This window comes from Pseudomonas sp. NPDC096950 (assembly GCF_044762525.1).
In the GTDB taxonomy this organism is placed as follows: Bacteria; Pseudomonadota; Gammaproteobacteria; order Pseudomonadales; family Pseudomonadaceae; genus Aquipseudomonas.
This window is the reverse complement of record NZ_JBIWEL010000007.1, coordinates 19,351-38,904: the sequence shown is the minus strand read 5'-3', so window position 1 is coordinate 38,904 and position 19,554 is coordinate 19,351. Positions and strand designations below refer to the sequence as shown.

The window sequence follows — 19,554 nt, the reverse complement described above, 5'->3', positions numbered from 1 at the left end:
GAGCGGGCTTGCTCGCGAGGGCGGAGCGTCAGTCGATAGAGGTGTCGACTGACACTCCGCCCTCGCGAGCAAGCCCGCTCCCACAGTGGATCTGTGTAGAACTCGGGGGGATTAGCTCAATTCAAGCCAGATCGGCGCATGATCCGACGGTTTTTCCATCGCGCGCAAATCGTAATCCACTCCGGCGTCTTTCACTCGCGACAACAAGCCGTGGGACGCCATGATCACGTCAATCCGCAGACCACGCTTGGGCTCGTCTTCAAAACCGCGACTGCGGTAGTCGAACCAGCTGAAACGGTCGGCCACGTCCGGGTTCAGGTGACGGAAGCTGTCCACGAGGCCCCAGTTCTTCAGGCGTGTCATCCACTCGCGTTCTTCCGGCAGGAAGCTGCACTTACCGGTTTTCAGCCAGCGTTTCATGTTGTCCGGGCCGATGCCGATGTCGCAGTCTTCCGGGGAAATGTTCACATCACCCATCACCACCACGGGCTGCTCATTGCTGAACTGGCTTTCCAGCAGGTGCTGCAAATCGTTGTAGAAGCGCTGCTTGGCCGGGAACTTGGTCGGGTGGTCGCGGCTTTCGCCCTGTGGGAAATAGCCGTTCATGATCGTCACCGGCACGCCATTGGCGTCGGCGAAGGTGCCCCAGATGAAACGGCGCTGGGCGTCTTCTTCATCGGTGGCGAAGCCTTTGTGCAGGGCCAGCGGTTCCTGGCGCGACAGGATGGCGACGCCGTAATGGCCTTTCTGGCCATGAAAATACACGTGATAGCCCAGGGCCTGAACCTCGGCCAGGGGGAATTGGTCGTCGTGGACCTTGGTTTCCTGCAGGCCGATGACGTCCGGTTGATGCTTTTCAATCAGCGCCGCCAGCTGATGCGGGCGAGCGCGCAGCCCGTTGATGTTGAAGGAGACGATCTTCATGGTCGGCAGTCCTGGCAAAAGGGCGATGCTAGCTGACATGTAGGAATGGGGCCAGTGTTGGGGTGAGGGGATTCGCATTCGGGCGCAGGATTTGTACTGCCGGGTCCGGCCCCTTCGCGAGCAAGCCCGCTCCCACAGGTTATGGTCTATACCTGTGTGGGAGCGGGCTTGCTCGCGAAGGGGCCAGATCAGGCGACACTGATTCAGATCACAAAGGAACTGTGCCAGCGCTATAGGCTCGTAACCAGAAGAGCGCCGTCATTTGAACGGTGCCCCGGGGAGATCTACCGTTATGCCTGAAACCTCGACCGCCATCGCCGATATACACATGCTCGACAGCGGCTACTCCCGCGAAGCCCGCTCCTTGCTGTACCAGGCTTATCGCCACGAGCCGACCTTCGGCTACCTGTTCGAAGCCGAGCGCCCAGGCTATGAGCAACGGGTGCGAGCGACGGTGCGGGAACTGGTCAAGCAACATTTCCTTCAGGATTTGCCGGCCATCGGCCTGCTGGTCAACGACCGCTTGATCGGCATCGCCTTGATCGCGCCGCCGCAACGTCGCCTGGGCATCACCGAAAGTTGGGCCTGGCGCCTGCGCATGGTGCTCAGCACCGGGTTCCGCTGCACCCGTCGCTACCTCGAATACCACGACGCCGTCGCTGCCTGCGTGCCGTCCGACGCCGTGCACGTGCTGCCCTTACTGGGGATTCACCCGCAATTCCAGGGCAAACACTTCGGCGAACAACTGCTGCAAGCCGTTCATAACTGGTGCGCGGTGGATGAACAATCGGAAGGCGTGATCCTCGACACCGGGAATCCTCGTTATCTGGAGTTCTATAAGCGTCAGGGCTATGAAGAAATTGGCGAAGTGGCGGTAGGACCGATCCGCGAGCACGTGTTTTTCCACGCCAATCCCCAGGTGTTACAAACAGCAACGGCATAGAGGTAGAACTTTCACGGCACCCCAGGCTCTATCACGCTCCCAAGCTCGTGATAGCATCCGCGCCTATGAAGTTTCCAGGAAGATTTACCAGTGGCGTGCTCATGCTGTTATCCAGCTGCACGGCGCTGGCGCAAAGTGAATTGGATGTGCGGATCAAACCGTCCAACGATGAACTGAAAGCCAATATAGAGGGCTATATCGGCAGCCTCGGCGATCGTGACGAAGAAGCTTTGCTGCGCTTCAGTCGCGGCGCCGAAGAACAGGCACGCAAGGCCGCCCAGGCCTTGGGTTACTACCAGCCGCAGATCGACAGTGAAGTGAAGGGCGGCGAGAAACCGCGCCTGACGCTGAAGATCGACCCCGGCGAACCGATCCATTTGCGCAACGTCACCGTGCGCATCGACGGGCCGGCCGCCTCCCTCAAATCCTTTCGCAAGCCGCCGCCGGAGCTGCTCAAGCCCGGCGCGGTGCTCAATCATGGGCATTACGAAGACGCCAAGCGTCTGATCCAGAACCAGGCCTCGCGCTTCGGCTTTTTCAGCGGCTACTTCGTCACCCAGAAACTCTTGGTGGACCCCCGCGCCGGTGTGGCGGACGTTGAACTGATCTACAACAGCGGCCCGCGCTACGCCTTGGGCAAAGTCACGTTCGAAGGCGACACGCCGTTCGACGAAGACTTGCTGCAACGCATGGTGCCGTTCAAGGCCGGCGCGCCGTATGACTCCGAACTGATCGCCGAACTCAACCAGGCCCTGCAATCCAGCGGCTATTTCGAAGGCGTGCGCGTGGACGCCGCACCGACCGCGTCCAAGGACGATGTGATCCCGGTCGCGGTCAAGCTCGATACCCGCAAGCCGCGCACCATGGGCCTCGGTTTGGGTTACTCCACCGACGTCGGCCCGCGGGTCAAGGCCAACTGGACCCGGCACTGGGTCAACCCTCAGGGCGACAGCTATGGCTGGGAGGCCGAAGTGTCGGCGCCACGGCAGAACGTCGGGGTGTTCTACGACATTCCCCTGGACCCGCCGCTCACCGACAAGCTGCGCTGGGCCGCCGGATATCAATACGAAGAAATCGCCGACACCGATTCCCTGAGCAAACTGCTGACCCTCGGCCCGGAATGGCACAGCAAGTTGCCCAGCGGCTGGCAGCGGGTGGTGTCGCTCAAATGGCAGCGTGAGGAGTACACCCTCGGCGACGACTCGGGCTTGAGCACCTTGCTGATGCCCGGCGTCAGTTATTCGTACCTGAAAAGCGATAACCGCATCGACCCACACAACGGTTATCGCCTGACCTTCGAAACCAAAGTGGCCAAGGAAGGACTGGGTTCGGACACCAACCTGCTTTACGGCACGGCATTGGTCAAAGGCCTGACCACAGTGTTCGACAAACACCGCTTCCTCGGTCGGGTGCAGGTTGGCGGCAGCGCCACCAACGGCTACAAATCCGTGCCGCCATCCTTGCGCTTCTTCGCCGGTGGCGATCAGAGCGTGCGCGGTTATGACTATCAGAGCCTGTCGCCGGAAAACTCTGAAGGCGATCGCATCGGTGGTCGCTACATGATTGCCGGCAGCGTCGAGTATCAATATTCGATCGCCGAGAAATGGCGGGTCGCGACCTTCATTGACCAGGGCAACTCCTTCAACACACTCGAACTGCCGAACCTCAAGACCGGTGTCGGTATCGGCGTGCGCTGGGTCTCGCCGGTAGGGCCGATTCGCCTCGACCTGGCCCACGCGATGGACGACGACGGCGGCATTCGACTGCACTTTTCCATGGGGCCTGAGCTGTGAAGCGTGGTTTGAAAATTTCACTGGCGGCGCTTCTGGCGCTGCTGATGCTGATTGTCCTTGCCGTGGCCACGGTGCTCGGCACGGCGGCAGGCAGCCGTTGGGCGCTGGGGTTTGTGCCGGGTTTGACCGTGGATAATTTCCAGGGCCGTTTGGGCGGGCAGTGGAGCGCCGATCATCTGCTGTGGCAGCAGGACAGCAGCCGGGTTGAGCTGAACAAGGTGATTTTCGCCTGGTCGCCGCTGTGCCTGACGCGTATGACTTTGTGCATCGATCAACTCCAGGCCGATCAGGTCAGCCTGCAATTCCCGCCGGGCGCCGAAGAAGAAAACAGCGGCCCGATCACGCTTCCGGACTTGAAGTTGCCGCTGGCGATCGAGCTGGGCGACGTGAAAGTCGGCAGCCTGTTGTTCAACGGCAGCGAAGAACTCAAAGGCCTGCAACTGGCGGCGCACTGGACCGCGAAAGGCTTGCAGATTGATTCGGTGCAATTGCAACGGGACGACCTGAGCCTGAACCTCTCCGGCCTGCTGCAGCCCGGCGGCAATTGGCCGTTGACCGCCGAAGGCAAGCTGACCCTGTCGACGCCCGCGCCGTGGACGCTGGCGTTGAAGGTTGACGGCGACCTGCTGAAAACCCTGAACCTGAAAGCCGACAGCAGCGGTTACCTCAACGGGCAACTGACCGGGGAACTGCAACCGCTGGTGGAAAACCTGCCAGCCAAGGTGCGAATTACCGCCGACGGCTTCAAGCCCGCCGCTGATCTGCCGGACACCCTGCAACTCAATCAACTGGAACTCACCGGCGACGGCGACCTGAAAAACGGTTACCAACTGCTCGGCAAAGCCACGCTGCCCGCCGAACAAGGCCCGGTGGCGCTGTTGCTACAAGGCAAGGTCGACGCCAAGGGCGCGCAGATCGCCGGCCTCGACCTGACCGCCAACGACAAACAAAGCCTGAAACTTACCGGCAACCTCGACTGGAGCAAAGGCCTTAGCGCCCAGGCAAAAATTGACTGGCTGGACTTCCCGTGGCATCGCCTCTATCCGCTGATCGACGAGCCGCAGGTCGCATTGCGCAGTTTCAACGGTGAAATCTCCTACACCGACGGCAAATACCTCGGCAACTTCAAAGCCGCGCTGGACGGCCCGGCCGGCGCGTTCAGCCTGAGCAGCCCGTTCGCTGGCGACCTGACAAAAATCTACCTGCAACAATTCCAGCTCGAAGCCGGGCAGGGCAAGGCCGAAGGCCACCTGAACCTGCAATTCGCCGATGGCATCGCTTGGGATACTGCGCTGGACCTGTCGGCAATCAACCCTGCGTACTGGATGGCGGAGTTGCCGGGTACCTTGGCCGGACCGTTGCGCAGCAAAGGTGAGATGAAAAACGAAAAACTCAGCCTGAGCGCCGACCTCGATTTGAAGGGCAAGCTGCGCGGTCAACCGGCGGTAATCCAGGCCAAGGCTGATGGCGCCGGTGAGCAATGGAACCTTAACGCGCTGCAGATTCGCCTTGGCGACAACAGCATCAACGGCAAGGGCAGCCTGCAACAGAAACTCGCCGGGCAGATCGATATCAAGCTGCCGCGACTGGCCCAGCTCTGGCCGCAACTGCGCGGGCAGCTCAATGGCCGGGTCGATGTCGCCGGCACGCTGAAGGCGCCCCAAGGCAAACTCGGGTTGCAAGGTTCGCAACTGGCCTTCGAAGACAATCGCCTGCAAAGCTTGAACCTCGACGCCACACTCGACAGCGCCCAACGGGCCAAGATTGACCTCAAGGGTAGCGGCATTCAGGCCGGTGACACTTCGCTCGGGACCCTGACCGCCAGTGGCCAGGGCGATATCAAGAATCAGAAACTCAGCCTCGACCTGCAAGGCCCGCAGTTGAAACTGGCTCTCGGTCTCGACGGCGCGCTGGACAAAGGCAACTGGCGCGGACGCCTGGCCAGCGGCGATATTCAGGTCGGCGGTCAGGACTGGAAACTCCAGGGCCCGGCGAAGCTTGAGCGATTGGCGGACGGCAAAATCAACTTCGGTGCGCATTGCTGGATGTCCGGCCAGGCCAGTTTGTGCGGCGAAGACCAGCGCCTGATGCCGGAGCCGAAGCTGCGTTATCACCTCAAGCAATTCCCGATCGACAGCCTCGCCCAGTGGCTGCCGAAGGATTTCGCCTGGAAGGGCCGGCTCAACGCCGATCTGCAACTGGATCTGCCGGCCAGCGGCCCGAACGGTCAGATCAGCATTGATGCCAGCGGTGGCACTTTGCGCATGAAAGAGAAGGATCAGTGGCTGGACTTCCCGTACCAGACCCTGAAACTCACCAGCAAACTCACGCCCAAGCGCATCGACACCGACCTCAACTTCGTCGGCGGCAAGCTCGGCGAGTTGATGGTGCAGGCGCAGATCAACCCGCTGGCGAAGAACAAACCGCTGACCGGCTCGTTCCGTCTCAACGGTCTGGACCTGTCGGTAGCGCGACCGTTTGTGCCGATGGTCGAGAAGCTCACGGGTCGTTTGAACGGTAGCGGCACGTTGTCCGGCGGGCTGCTGGCGCCGCTGGTCAACGGCAATCTGGTGCTCAGCGATGGCGAGGTGTCCGGGGCTGAATTGCCGATGGAGCTGCAAGCCTTGCAGGTGCAAGCGGTGATTGCCGGCGAAACCGTGCAGTTGAACGGCGGCTGGAAAAGCGGCAAGAGCGGGCAGGGCAGCTTGAATGGCAACATCGCCTGGGGTCAGGCGCTGGTGGTGGATCTGGCGCTGAAAGGCACGCAATTGCCGGTTACCGTCGAACCCTACGCCAAGCTTGAAGTGGCGCCGGACCTGAAGATTTCGATGAAGGGCGACGAACTGGCCATCGCCGGCAAAGTGCTGGTGCCCAAGGGCGAGATCACCGTGCGTGAATTGCCGCCGTCGACGGTCAAGGTCTCCGATGACACGATCATCGTCGGTGCGCAGACCAAAGAGGGCAAACCGCCGGTCGCCATGAAAATGGACATCGACGTGGTGGTCGGCGACGACAAACTCAGCTTCGCCGGGTTTGGTCTGACCGCCAATCTGCAAGGGCATGTGCACATCGGCGACAACATGGACACCCGCGGCGAACTCTGGCTCAACGACGGCCGCTACCGCGCCTATGGCCAGCGCCTCACCGTGCGGCGCGCGCGGCTGTTGTTTGCCGGGCCGATCGATCAGCCGTATCTGGACATCGAAGCGATTCGCCAGACCGACGACATCATCGCCGGTATCCGCTTGAGCGGGAGCGCCGAGCAGCCGACCACGCAAATCTTCTCGGAACCGGCGATGAGCCAGGAGCAGGCGTTGTCCTATCTGGTGCTGGGGCGTCCGCTGAGTACCAGCGGTGAAGACAACAACATGCTCGCCCAAGCAGCCCTCGGGTTGGGCTTGATGGGCAGTTCCGGGGTGACCAGTGGTTTGGCCAAGGACCTGGGGATTCAGGACTTCCAACTCGACACTCAGGGCAGCGGCGACGCTACCAGCGTGGTGGCCAGCGGCAACATCTCCGAGAAACTCAGTTTGCGTTACGGCGTTGGCGTGTTTGAACCGGCGAGTACCATCGCCCTGCGTTACAAACTGAGCAAAAAAGTCTACGTCGAAGTCGCCAGCGGCGTGGCCAGTTCGCTGGACATCTTCTACAAGCGGGATTTCTAGACCTGTCCATCTGATCGTTCCCACGTTCCGCGTGGGAATGCCTCTTGGGACGCTCCGCGTTCCGCTCTTGAATCGTGACGCAGAGCGTCACCGGCTGCATTCCCACGCAGAGCGTGGGAACGATCAAGACCGAGTCGCTCCCTTCGCGAGCAAGCCCGCTCCCACAGGTTCCATGTGATCCCTGTGGGAGCGGGCTTGCTCGCGAAGGCGTCCGTTCGGCCACCGCAAAACCCTCGCCATTTATCCGCTAAATACAAAGCATCCTAACTATTACGTTGACATTCGCTGCCTAGGCAGTAACATCTGGTCATACATTCACTGCCTAGGCAGCTAACTGGTGGTCAGATGAAGCATTTCACCCCGGAACAATTCAAGCATTGCCATCTTGGCCTCTTGCTCGGCCGAGCCGCGCTGCTCAAGGACCGGATCATCGACACGCACATGGAACCCCACGGCATCACCGCCGCGCAGTTCAAAGTGTTGATCATCATCGCCCAGTACGGCGTCGACACCCCGGCTGAACTGTGCCGCCACCTGTCCCTGGACAGCGGTTCGATGACGCGCATGCTCGATCGTCTGGAACAGAAAGGTTTCCTCGCCCGCCAACGCTCCGAGGCCGACCGCCGACAGGTGCAACTGGTGCTGACAGAGCAGGGCCAGCAGTTGGCTGACCGTCTGCCTTATATCGGCGCCGATGCCATGAATGAACTGGCCGGCGCCATCACGCCGGACGAGTTGAAGACCCTGGAACAGATCCTGAAGAAAATCTTGGTGGCAGCCGGTGACTCGATCACCCTGCTGCGGGTAGGTGACAAATGAGCAGTAAAACTTTGCGCACCAGCCTGAGCCTGGTGCTGGCGTCGATGATCCTGGCCGGTTGCGCCAGCTACAGCGGCTTGCACACCGAAGGCAAAAGCGTCGATGCCAAAAGCCTCAAGGCCGGGCAATCCCTCACGGGCGTGACCCTGTCCCCGGCGGCCTGGCCGAAAAGCGACTGGTGGAAAAGCCTTGGCGACCCACAACTCGATGGCCTGATCCGCGAAGCCCTGCACGACAGCCCGGACATGCAAATCGCCGAAGCCCGCGCCCACCAGGCCAGCGCCGCCGCGTATGCCGCCGATGCCGCGCGGATGCCGACACTCGATGCCAGCGCCGGTGTCAGCCGTTCGCGCCTGGCCAAGGATCAAGACCCACTGGGGCAGGGCGATGCCTACGCCACCGTGCGCAATATCAGCGCCAGCTTCAATTACAACTTCGATCTCTGGGGCGGTCAGCGTGACGCCTGGGAAGCCGCGTTGGGCCAGGCCCGCGCCGCCGAAGTCGATCAGCAAGCCGCGCAACTGACCTTGTCCGCCGACGTCGCCCGCGCCTACAGCGATCTGGGGCAGGCGCACATCGTCTATGACCTGGCCAATGAAGACCTCAAGCGCACCAAACAAATGCTCGACCTGAGCCAGCGCCGTTTGAGTTCCGGGATCGACAGCCAGTACCAGTTCCAGCAAACCGAAAGCCTGGAAGCCAGCTCCGAAGCCAGCCTGATCGATGCGGAAAAACGCCTGAACAGCGCAAAAATCGCCTTGGCCGTGCTGCTCGGCAAAGGCCCGGATCGCGGCAACGAAATCGCCCGGCCGAAGATTCTCTAGGCCAGCGCCGTTGCCTTGCCGTCGGTGCTGCCGGCGGAATTGCTCGGTCGTCGCCCTGATCTGGTCGCTGCACGCTGGCGGGTCGAAGCCGCGAGCAAGGACATCGCCGCGAGCAAAACCCAGTTCTATCCCAACCTGAACCTTACCGCTGCGGCGGGTGCCGAATCCTTATTGGGTGACGCGATGTTCGGTTCGGCCAGTCGCTTCTTCAATATCGCCCCGACCATCTCGGTGCCGATTTTCGACGGTGGCCGCTTGCGCGCCAACCTCGATGCCCGCGACGCCGACTATGACCTGGCGGTGGCGCAGTACAACAAGAGTCTGGTCAAGGCCTTGGGGGATGTCAGCGACACCATCAACCAGTTGCGCGATATCGGCCGGCAGATTGGTGCCCAGCAGCACGCCACCGAAATTGCCCAGGATTCTTACAACACCGTGGTCCAGCGCTACGGTTCCGGCATCGGCAATTACCTGGACGTGCTCAGCATCGAACAGCAATTGCTCCAGGCCCAGCGTCAACTGGCCAACCTGAATGCCGAGCAGATCGATTTGTCGATCCAACTGATGCAGGCGCTCGGCGGCGGCTTCCAGGCCGAAACCATCGCCTCGGCCAATCCAGCTCCAGCCAAGCTGAACAACTAATTCAAGGTAACTGTCATGGCCACTGCCGAAACGACTTCTGCTCCAACCAACAAAGCGCCTGAAAACGCTCCAGACACCAGTAATCCGCGCAAACGCAAAGTCATGCTGACGGTGCTGGCGATTCTGGTGATCCTCGCCGGTGCCGGCGTCTGGGCGTATCACGAATTCTACGGTCGCTGGAATGAAAGCACCGACGACGCCTATGTGAACGGCAACGTGGTGGAAATCACGCCGCTGGTCACCGGCACCGTGGTCAGCATCGGCGCCGATGATGGCGATCTGGTCCACGAAGGCCAGGTGCTGGTCAATTTCGACCCGAACGACGCTGAAGTCGGGCTGCAAAGTGCCCAGGCCAACCTCGCTCGCACCGTGCGCCAGGTCCGCGGTTTGTACAGCAACGTCGACGGCATGCGCGCCCAGGTCAACGCCCAGCAGGCTAACGTGCAAAAAGCCCAGGACAACTTCAACCGCCGGAAAAACCTCGCCGCCGGTGGCGCGATTTCCCAGGAAGAACTGTCCCACGCCCGCGACGACCTGACCTCGGCGCAAAACGCCCTGGCCAATGCTCAGCAGCAGCTCAAAACCACCAGCGCCCTGGTGGATGACACCGTGGTGTCGTCGCACCCGGACGTGATGTCCGCCGCCGCGCAACTGCGTCAGGCGTACCTGAACAATTCCCGCAGCACCTTGATTGCGCCGGTCACCGGTTACGTGGCCAAACGCTCGGTGCAACTGGGCCAGCGGGTTCAGCCGGGCACCGCGCTGATGGCGGTGATTCCACTGGATCAACTGTGGATCGACGCCAACTTCAAGGAAACCCAGCTGCGTGACATGCGCATCGGCCAACCGGTGGACATCGAGGCCGACCTGTATGGCAGCGACGTTAAATTCAGCGGCACCATCGACAGCCTGGGCGCCGGTACCGGCAGCGCATTTGCCTTGCTGCCAGCGCAGAACGCCACGGGTAACTGGATCAAGATTGTGCAGCGGGTGCCGGTGCGGATTCACGTCAACGCCGAAGAACTGGCCAAGCACCCATTGCGGGTTGGTCTGTCGACTCAGGTCGATGTGAACCTGCACGACCAGAGCGGCCCGGTGCTGGCGCAACAGCCGCCACAAAAGGCTTCGTTCAGCACCAACGTCTATGACCGTCAGTTGGCCGAGGCCGACGCGATGATCACTCAGCTGATCCATGACAACAGCGCTGCGGTCAGCAAGACCGTGCAACGCTGACCCTGTGGGAGCGAGCCTGCTCGCGAAGGCGGTGGTTCAGTCAACAGAGATGTTGGATAGAAAGCCGTCTTCGTCGGAACGCCGCCCGGAGCAGGCTCGCTCCCACAAGGCTTGCTGCGTCTGTAACAGGCGTGGCGCCAATCAGGTTTCAAAGGATTAGCGATGAGCAATAACGCGTCTTTCACGCCGCCCAGCCTGGTGCTCAGCACCATCGGCCTGTCGCTGGCGACCTTCATGCAAGTGCTCGACACCACCATCGCCAACGTGGCCTTGCCGACGATTTCCGGCAACCTGGGCGTGAGTTCGGAGCAGGGCACCTGGGTGATCACTTCGTTCGCCGTGAGCAACGCCATTGCGCTGCCGCTGACCGGTTGGCTGAGTCGGCGTTTCGGCGAAGTGAAGCTGTTTCTCTGGGCCACGATTCTGTTTGTGCTGGCCTCGTTTCTCTGCGGTATCTCGACGTCGATGCCGGAGCTGATCGGTTTCCGCGTGCTGCAAGGCCTGGTGGCCGGGCCGTTGTACCCGATGACCCAGACCCTGCTGATTGCGGTGTATCCCCCGGCCAGGCGCGGCATGGCCCTGGCGTTGCTGGCGATGGTCACGGTGGTGGCGCCGATTGCCGGTCCGATCCTCGGTGGCTGGATTACCGACAGCTATAGCTGGCCGTGGATCTTCTTTATCAACGTGCCGATCGGGATCTTCGCGGTGATGGTGGTGCGCTCGCAGCTCAAGGCGCGTCCGGTGGAAACCAGCCGCCAGCCGATGGATTACGTGGGGTTGATCACGCTGATCATTGGCGTCGGTGCGTTGCAGGTGATCCTCGATAAGGGCAACGACCTGGACTGGTTCGAGTCGAACTTCATCATCATTGGCGCGGCGATTTCGGTGATTGCCCTGGCGGTGTTCGTGATTTGGGAAATGACCGACAAGCATCCGGTGGTCAACTTGCGGTTGTTTGCCTACCGCAACTTCCGCATCGGCACCATTGTGTTGGTGTTGGGTTACGCCGGGTTCTTCGGCATCAACCTGATCCTGCCGCAATGGCTGCAAACCCAGATGGGTTACACCGCTACTTGGGCGGGCCTGGCAGTGGCGCCGATCGGGATTCTGCCGGTGCTGATGTCACCGTTTGTCGGCAAGTATGCGCACAAGTTCGACCTGCGACTGCTGGCCGGGTTGGCGTTCCTGGCGATTGGCCTGAGCTGCTTTATGCGCGCCGGGTTTACTAACGAGGTGGACTTCCAGCACATCGCTTTGGTGCAGCTGTTCATGGGCATTGGCGTGGCGTTGTTCTTTATGCCGACCTTGAGCATCCTGATGTCGGACCTGCCGCCGAGCCAGATTGCCGACGGCGCTGGCCTGGCGACCTTCCTGCGAACCCTTGGCGGTAGTTTTGCGGCGTCGTTGACGACGTGGATCTGGATTCGCCGGGCGGATCAGCATCATGCGTACTTGAGTGAAAGCATCACCACTTACGACCAGCCGACCCGGGATGCCTTGAACACCTTGGGCGGCGCCAGCACCCCTGCGTATGCGCAGCTCGACCATGTACTGACCAGCCAGGCGTACATGCTCTCCACCGTGGATTACTTCACGCTGCTTGGGTGGGGATTCATGGGGTTGATGCTGATTGTCTGGCTGGCCAAGCCACCGTTTGCGGCGAAGGCCGGGCCGGCTGCTTCCGGCCACTAAGCCATACACAAATCCCTTGTGGGAGCGGGCTTGCTCGCGAAAGCGGTGTGTCAGTTGATAGAGATGTTGACTGACCGGACGCCTTCGCGAGCAAGCCCGCTCCCACAGGGGGGGGTGTTTGGTCGTTAGTTGGTTGGGGCGGCCAGTTGCGGCGGTGGGGCGAAGTCAAACGGGGCGAGGGCAAACCCTTGCTCATCCACCTGCAACGCCCAGCCCTGGCGATCCCAATCCCCCAGCACAATGCGCCGGGCCGCTTGTTCGCCGATCTGCAACTTGTGAATCGCCGGTCGATGGGTATGCCCATGGATCAGCGTCTTCACGCCAAATGCCTGCATGATCCGCGGCACTTCTTCCGGCGTCACATCGACGATGTCATTGGCCTTCATCCGCGTTTGCGCACGGCTTTCGCTGCGCAGTTTGCGCGCCAGTTTATGGCGAGTGCGCAGGGGCAGGTGGCGAAGGATGAACAGGGTGATCGGGTTACGCAGGTAGCGACGCAGCTTCATATAGCCGACATCGCGGGTGCAAAGGCTGTCACCGTGCATCAATAGCACCGGCTCGCCGTAGAGTTGCACGACACTCGGGTCTTTCAACAACGTGCAGCCGGCCTGTTTACAGAAGGCCTGGCCGAGCATGAAGTCGCGATTGCCGTGCATCAGAAAAATCGCCGTGCCGCTGTCGCTGAGATCGCGCAGGGCCTGGCAGATGGAACGCTGGAACGGCGTCATGGCATCGTCGCCAATCCACGCCTCGAAAAAGTCGCCCAATATGTACAACGCACTCGCCGAACGGGCGCGTCCGGCGAGCAAATCCAGAAACGCCCGGGTAATGTCCGGGCGCTCCTCTTCCAGATGCAAGTCTGAAATCAGCAGTATCACTCAATGATCTCGGCTTTCTCGATGATCACGTCGTCTGCAGGTACGTCCTGGTGGCCGGACTTGGAAGTGGTGCTCACGCCTTTGATCTTGTCGACGACGTCAGTACCGGCAACCACTTTGGCGAATACCGCGTAGCCCCAGCCCTGGGTGGTCTTGGCGCTGTGGTTCAGGAAGCTGTTGTCAGCCACGTTGATGAAGAACTGGGCGGATGCCGAATGCGGCTCCATGGTGCGAGCCATGGCCACGGTGTACTTCTCGTTCGGCAGGCCGTTGTCAGCTTCGTTCTGGATGCTTGGGCGCTTGTCTTTCTTTTCTTTCATGCCTGGCTCGAAACCGCCGCCCTGGATCATGAAGTTACCGATGACACGGTGGAAAACGGTGTTTTCGTAGTGGCCGGCTTTGACGTATTCGATGAAGTTGGCAACGGTAACCGGTGCTTTTTCAGCGTTCAGTTCCAGGACGATGTCGCCGTGGTTGGTGGTCAGTTTGACTTGGGTCATGATCGGCACTCTTTCAAGAAATTCGTGGGTTTCGGGGCGTTTCGGCCCGCAACCGGTCTGGTCTGTCTCGACCAAGGTGCGCAGTTTAGCGCGACAGGCGCGAATTTCGAGGCTGTTTTTCATTTGCAGGCGATTAAATGCCACCGTTTGCAGGCCCGCTCTGTCAGCGGCTTGACAGCATCGGCTATGATAGCGCCTTTGTTTTGTCAGGCCTTTCGTTCCGGCCACGCACTTGTACGTTCAAGGATCCTATGAGCAAGCCCACTGTCGACCCTACCTCGAATGCCAAGACCGGCCCTGCCGTGCCGGTCAATTTCCTGCGCCCGATCATCCAGGCGGACCTGGACTCGGGTAAGCACACGCAGATCGTCACCCGTTTCCCGCCTGAGCCCAACGGCTACCTGCACATCGGTCACGCCAAGTCGATTTGCGTGAACTTCGGCCTGGCCCAGGAATTTGGCGGCGTCACGCACCTGCGTTTCGACGACACCAACCCGGCCAAGGAAGACCAGGAATACATCGACGCGATCGAAAGCGACATCAAGTGGCTGGGCTTCGAATGGTCCGGTGAAGTGCGCTATGCCTCGCAGTATTTCGACCAGTTGCACGATTGGGCCGTCGAGCTGATCAAGGCCGGCAAGGCCTACGTCGATGACCTGAGCCCGGAGCAAGCCAAGGAATACCGCGGCACCCTGACCGAGCCGGGCAAGAACAGCCCGTTCCGTGACCGTTCCGTGGAGGAAAACCTCGACTGGTTCGCCCGCATGAAGGCCGGCGAATTCCAGGACGGCGCACGCGTGCTGCGGGCCAAGATCGACATGGCCTCGCCGAACATGAACCTGCGCGACCCGATCATGTATCGCATCCGTCACGCACACCATCACCAGACCGGTGACAAGTGGTGCATCTACCCGAACTATGACTTCACCCACGGTCAGTCGGACGCCATCGAAGGCATCACTCACTCGATCTGCACCCTGGAGTTCGAAAGCCACCGTCCGCTGTACGACTGGTTCCTGGACGCGCTGCCAGTGCCGGCGCACCCGCGTCAGTACGAATTCAGCCGTCTGAACCTGAACTACACCATCACCAGCAAGCGCAAGCTCAAGCAACTGGTCGATGAAAAGCACGTGTTCGGCTGGGACGATCCGCGCATGTCCACGCTGTCGGGCTTCCGCCGCCGTGGCTATACGCCCGCGTCGATCCGTAACTTCTGCGACATGGTCGGTACCAACCGTTCCGACGGCGTGGTGGATTTCGGCATGCTTGAATTCAGCATCCGTCAGGACCTGGACCAAAACGCTCCGCGCGCCATGTGCGTGCTGCGTCCGTTGAAGGTTGTGATTACCAATTACCCGGAAGACAAGGTCGATCACCTCGAACTGCCACGTCATCCGCAGAAAGAAGAACTGGGCGTGCGCAAGCTGCCGTTCTCCCGTGAAATCTACATCGACCACGATGACTTCATGGAAGAGCCGCCAAAAGGCTACAAGCGCCTGGAGCCGAACGGCGAAGTGCGTCTGCGCGGCAGCTACGTGATCCGTGCCGACGAAGCGATCAAGGACGCCGATGGCAACATCGTCGAACTGCGTTGCTCCTACGATCCGGAAACCCTCGGCAAGAACCCTGAAGGCCGCAAGGTCAAAGGCGTGGTGCACTGGGTACCGGCAGCAGAAAGCGTCGAGTGCGAAGTGCGCCTGTACGATCGTCTGTTCCGTTCGGCCAACCCTGAGAAGGCCGAAGACAGCGCCAGTTTCCTGGACAACATCAACCCTGACTCGCTGCAAGTCCTCACCGGTTGTCGTGCTGAACCCTCGTTGGGCAATGCACAGCCGGAAGACCGTTTCCAGTTCGAGCGCGAAGGCTACTTCTGCGCGGATATCAAGGACTCGAAACCCGGTCATCCGGTATTCAACCGTACCGTGACCTTGCGTGATTCGTGGGGCCAGTGATTCAAGGAAACAATTAAAGTGCTAACGATCTACAACACGCTCACCAAGAGCAAAGAAGTCTTCAAGCCGCTGGATGGCAACAATGTGCGCATGTACGTCTGCGGGATGACCGTGTACGACTACTGCCACATTGGCCACGGCCGCAGCATGGTCGCGTTCGACCTGGTGACCCGCTGGTTGCGGTTCAGCGGTTATAACCTGACCTATGTGCGCAACATCACCGACATCGAAGACAAGATCATCAATCGGGCCAAGGAGAACGGCGAGCCGTTCGACGTGCTGACCGAGCGCATGATCACCGCGATGCACGAGGACGAGGCGCGCCTCAACATCCTCAAACCGGACATGGAACCGCGGGCCACTGATCATATCGGGGGCATGCAGAGCATGATCCAGACCCTGATCGACAAGGGTTATGCCTACGCCCCGGGTAATGGCGACGTGTACTACCGCGTCGCCAAGTTCATGGGCTACGGCAAGCTGTCGCGCAAGAAAATCGAAGACCTGCGCATTGGCGCGCGGATCGAAGTCGACGAGTCGAAACAGGACCCGCTGGACTTCGTGCTGTGGAAAGGCGCCAAGCCGGGCGAGCCGAGCTGGCCTTCGCCGTGGGGCGACGGTCGTCCGGGCTGGCACATCGAGTGCTCGGTGATGTCGACTTGCTGCCTCGGCGAGACCTTCGACATTCATGGCGGCGGCAGCGACCTTGAGTTCCCGCACCATGAAAACGAAATCGCCCAGAGCGAAGCGGCGACCGGCAAGACCTACGCCAACGCGTGGATGCATTGCGGCATGATTCGCATCAATGGCGAGAAGATGTCCAAGTCCTTGAACAACTTCTTCACCATTCGCGACGTGCTGGCAAAGTACCACCCGGAAGTCGTGCGTTACCTGCTGGTGTCGAGCCACTACCGCAGCGCGATCAACTACTCGGAAGACAACCTCAAGGACGCCAAGGGCGCCCTCGAGCGTTTCTACCACGCGTTGAAAGGCCTGCCGAGCGTGGCCCCGGCCGGCGGCGAAGCCTTTGTCGAGCGCTTCACTACGGTGATGAACGACGACTTTGGCACGCCGGAAGCCTGCGCGGTGCTGTTCGAGATGGTGCGCGAGATCAACCGTCTGCGTGAGAGCGATCTCAATGCAGCGGCAGGTCTGGCGGCGCGTCTGAAAGAACTGGCGAGTGTGCTGGGTGTGTTGCAGCTCGAAGCCGATGACTTCTTGCAGGCCGGCGCTGAAGGCCGGGTTGATGCGGCTGAAGTGGATGCGCTGATTGCCGCGCGTCTGGCGGCTCGGGCCGGCAAAGACTGGGCCGAATCCGACCGCATCCGCGACCAGCTCACCGCCATGGGCGTGGTGCTGGAAGACGGCAAGGGCGGCACGACCTGGCGTTTGGCTGACTGATTGCTGCGCTGGCTACAAACAAAAACCCGCCTTGTGCGGGTTTTTGTTTTTGGGTTTGGCGTTGGTGTTGTGGTGGCAGGGCAGACGTCTTCGCGAGCAAGCCCGCTCCCACAGGGGATTTTGGGTGTGGTTGAGTGTTGTGCACGACACACATCCCCTGTGGGAGCGGGCTTGCTCGCGAAGGTCTCAAGCCGACCGCCGCCAATGTGGCTCACTCCATCACTCAGCCTGACGCAACCGCTTGTTGATCGTTCCCCCGCTCCGCGTGGGAATGCCTCCACGGACGCTCCGCGTTCGGCTCTTGAAGGGACGCGGAGCGTCCCGGGCTGCATTCCCACGCAGAGCGTGGGAACGATCACTGCCTAAGGCGCTTGTACAACGTATTGCGACTCACCCCAAGTCTCCGAGCCAAGTGCGAGATATTCCCCCCAGCCGCCTGCAACAGCCGATTCAAATCCTCCGCATCATTCAAATCCACCGCCAATGGCTCCGTCGGTTCCACCGGTTCCATCTCCAGATCGACAAAGAAATCATCCGGCAAATGTTCCGGCCGCACCGGTTGTTCCTCGGCCATGGCCAGCGCCACCTGCATCACGCTGCTGACCTGTCTTAAATTCCCTGGCCACGGATGACGGCTGAACAACTCCATCACCTCACGGCTCAACCCGGCCCATTGCGACGGCTCCCGGTGCTGTTCCCACAAACGCTTGAACAGCGCCTGTTTGTCGCTGCGTTCCCGTAGCGGCGGCAATTCCAGGGTCAAGCCGCCGATCCGGTAATACAGATCTTCCCGAAACCGCCCCAGTTGCACCTGTTCGCGCAACGAGCGGTTGGTGGCGGAAATAATGCGGATATCCACCGGGAACAACTCGCTGCTGCCCACCGGTTGCACGCAGCGCTCCTGCAACACCCGCAACAGCCGGGCCTGGGTCGGCAGCGGCATGTCACCGATTTCATCGAGGAAGAGGGTGCCTTTGTCAGCCTTGCGGATCAGACCGATGCTGCCTTTTTGATTGGCGCCGGTGAATGCGCCTTTCTCATAGCCAAACAGCTCGGACTCGACCAGTTCGGCGGGGATCGCCGCACAGTTGACGGCGATAAAGGGCTGTTTGCTGCGGGAGCTGGCCTGGTGCAGGGCTTTGACGAAGACTTCCTTGCCGACCCCGGTTTCGCCGTGGATCAACAGCGGGATGTCTTTCTCCAGCAAGCGTTCGGCCTGACGCACGGCTTTTTCCACGCGGCTGTCGCCGAAATGCAGGGTGTTCAGGCTGATGGCGGCAGGCGCTGCAACGGTCGGTTCTGCGCCCTTGCTATCAGAAAACACCCGCGCCTGAATCGGCGCCTGTTTCGGCCGCTTCAACAGGCATTGAAAACGGTTACGCCCGGAAGCTTGCAGGGCAAACGGCAAACCATCCGGTTGGTTCAGCAACTCCAGCAAAGAGACCTTGAACAGACTTTCCACGCTGACCCGGGACAGGCTGATGCCCAGCAGATTGTCAGCCCGGCGATTGGCCGACAGCACTTGCCCGGTCTCGTCGAAAATCAACAACCCGGCCCACTGGCTGTCGAGGTTGTTCAACCCGGTGTTGAAGGTCAGTTGAAAATGCTGGCCGTGGAACAGGTTGAGGATCAACCGGTTTTCCACGGTCTGGCTCATCATCTTGACCATGCCCAGGGTGTGGGACGGCGGCAGGTAACTGTCGCTGGACACGTCGAGCACCGCGATCACCTTGCGCTCGGCATCGAAAATCGGCGCGGCGGAGCCGGTCATGAAACGATTGGCTTTCAGGAAGTGTTCATCGTGCTCGATATGCACCGCTTGCTCGCAAGCCAGTGCAGTACCGATCGCATTGGTCCCGCTGCAACGCTCCATCCAGCTCGCCCCGGCGCTGAAACCGCGGGTCAGGCTCGGTTCGATAAACCGTTGGGTGCCCCAGGACGTGAGCACTTGGCCTTGATTGTCGGCGAGCATGATCAGGCAATTGGAGTTACTGAGGATGTTCTCGTAATACGGCAGCACTTCCTGATGGGTGGTCTGCACCAGGGAATGCTGGCTCTCCAACAAGTGCGCGATGCCGTCGGCCGGCAGTTGGTCGAAGGTCGGCACGCTGTGGTGGTTCAGACCGAACGCGCGGCAGCGGGACCAGGAGTCCTGAATGATGGCGTCATGGGAGAGCGGCGAGGCGGGTACGGCCATGGCAGTCGATCTCTGAGCAAGCTTTTATTGTTTTTATGGGTACTTCTGCAGCACGACGAACTCCCTGTGGGAGCGAGCTTGCTCGCGAAAG

12 protein-coding genes and 1 pseudogene are annotated in these 19,554 nt (G+C 60.7%); 9 read left to right on the top strand and 4 right to left on the bottom strand.

Annotated features, from left to right (window positions below):
• Positions 1-111: 111 nt before the first annotated feature.
• Positions 112-924 carry an exodeoxyribonuclease III gene (gene xthA, locus ACIQY3_RS13670; protein ID WP_403020066.1) on the bottom strand — a complete coding sequence of 271 codons (813 nt, stop codon included), beginning with the start codon at positions 922-924 and terminating at the stop codon, positions 112-114.
• 292 nt (positions 925-1,216) lie between these two features.
• Here xthA and ACIQY3_RS13665 point away from each other — a divergent pair, with 292 nt between their 5' ends.
• The 7 genes and pseudogenes from ACIQY3_RS13665 (at position 1,217) to ACIQY3_RS13635 (ending at position 12,535) form a co-directional block, all read left to right on the top strand.
• Positions 1,217-1,867: a GNAT family N-acetyltransferase gene (locus ACIQY3_RS13665; RefSeq protein WP_403020064.1), complete on the top strand. Its 651-nt coding sequence runs from the start codon at positions 1,217-1,219 to the stop codon at positions 1,865-1,867.
• Between the two features lie 65 nt (positions 1,868-1,932).
• Positions 1,933-3,660, top strand: a complete 1,728-nt coding sequence (locus tag ACIQY3_RS13660) for an autotransporter assembly complex family protein (protein WP_403020061.1) — start codon at positions 1,933-1,935, stop codon at positions 3,658-3,660.
• Positions 3,657-7,325, top strand: coding sequence for a translocation/assembly module TamB domain-containing protein (locus ACIQY3_RS13655; RefSeq protein ID WP_403020058.1), 3,669 nt, complete (start codon positions 3,657-3,659; stop codon positions 7,323-7,325). The genes ACIQY3_RS13660 and ACIQY3_RS13655 overlap by 4 nt, the downstream gene beginning before the upstream one ends.
• Positions 7,326-7,670: 345 nt before the next feature.
• A complete protein-coding gene (locus ACIQY3_RS13650; protein WP_403020054.1) occupies positions 7,671-8,144 on the top strand; it encodes a MarR family winged helix-turn-helix transcriptional regulator in 474 nt (157 codons plus the stop codon).
• A pseudogene (locus tag ACIQY3_RS13645) lies at positions 8,141-9,610 on the top strand (efflux transporter outer membrane subunit). Before ACIQY3_RS13650 ends, ACIQY3_RS13645 begins: the two are co-directional and overlap by 4 nt.
• 15 nt (positions 9,611-9,625) lie before the next feature.
• Entirely contained in the window at positions 9,626-10,843 is a 1,218-nt protein-coding gene (locus ACIQY3_RS13640; RefSeq protein WP_403020044.1) for an efflux RND transporter periplasmic adaptor subunit, read from the top strand.
• Between the two features lie 162 nt (positions 10,844-11,005).
• Entirely contained in the window at positions 11,006-12,535 is a 1,530-nt protein-coding gene (locus ACIQY3_RS13635; RefSeq protein WP_133838701.1) for a DHA2 family efflux MFS transporter permease subunit, read from the top strand.
• Positions 12,536-12,660: 125 nt separating this feature from the next.
• Here ACIQY3_RS13635 and lpxH read toward each other — a convergent pair whose 3' ends face one another.
• Positions 12,661-13,413: a UDP-2,3-diacylglucosamine diphosphatase gene (gene lpxH / locus ACIQY3_RS13630; RefSeq protein WP_403020039.1), complete on the bottom strand. Its 753-nt coding sequence runs from the start codon at positions 13,411-13,413 to the stop codon at positions 12,661-12,663.
• Positions 13,410-13,913 (bottom strand): peptidylprolyl isomerase, encoded by a 504-nt coding sequence (locus ACIQY3_RS13625; protein ID WP_403020036.1) that lies wholly within the window; start codon positions 13,911-13,913, stop codon positions 13,410-13,412. The genes lpxH and ACIQY3_RS13625 overlap by 4 nt, the downstream gene beginning before the upstream one ends.
• Positions 13,914-14,164: 251 nt before the next feature.
• On the opposite strand from ACIQY3_RS13625, the gene ACIQY3_RS13620 reads away from it, so the two are divergent.
• Together ACIQY3_RS13620 and cysS are read left to right on the top strand one after the other, a co-directional pair.
• Positions 14,165-15,865, top strand: a complete 1,701-nt coding sequence (locus ACIQY3_RS13620; RefSeq protein WP_403020033.1) for a glutamine--tRNA ligase/YqeY domain fusion protein — start codon at positions 14,165-14,167, stop codon at positions 15,863-15,865.
• A gap of 18 nt (positions 15,866-15,883) precedes the next feature.
• On the top strand, positions 15,884-17,266 hold the full coding sequence (gene cysS / locus ACIQY3_RS13615) for a cysteine--tRNA ligase (protein ID WP_403020029.1): 1,383 nt from the start codon (positions 15,884-15,886) through the stop codon (positions 17,264-17,266).
• Between the two features lie 355 nt (positions 17,267-17,621).
• Here the strand turns inward: cysS and ACIQY3_RS13610 are convergent, their stop codons facing one another.
• A complete protein-coding gene (locus tag ACIQY3_RS13610; protein WP_403020026.1) occupies positions 17,622-19,463 on the bottom strand; it encodes a sigma-54-dependent Fis family transcriptional regulator in 1,842 nt (613 codons plus the stop codon).
• Positions 19,464-19,554 lie beyond the last annotated feature (91 nt).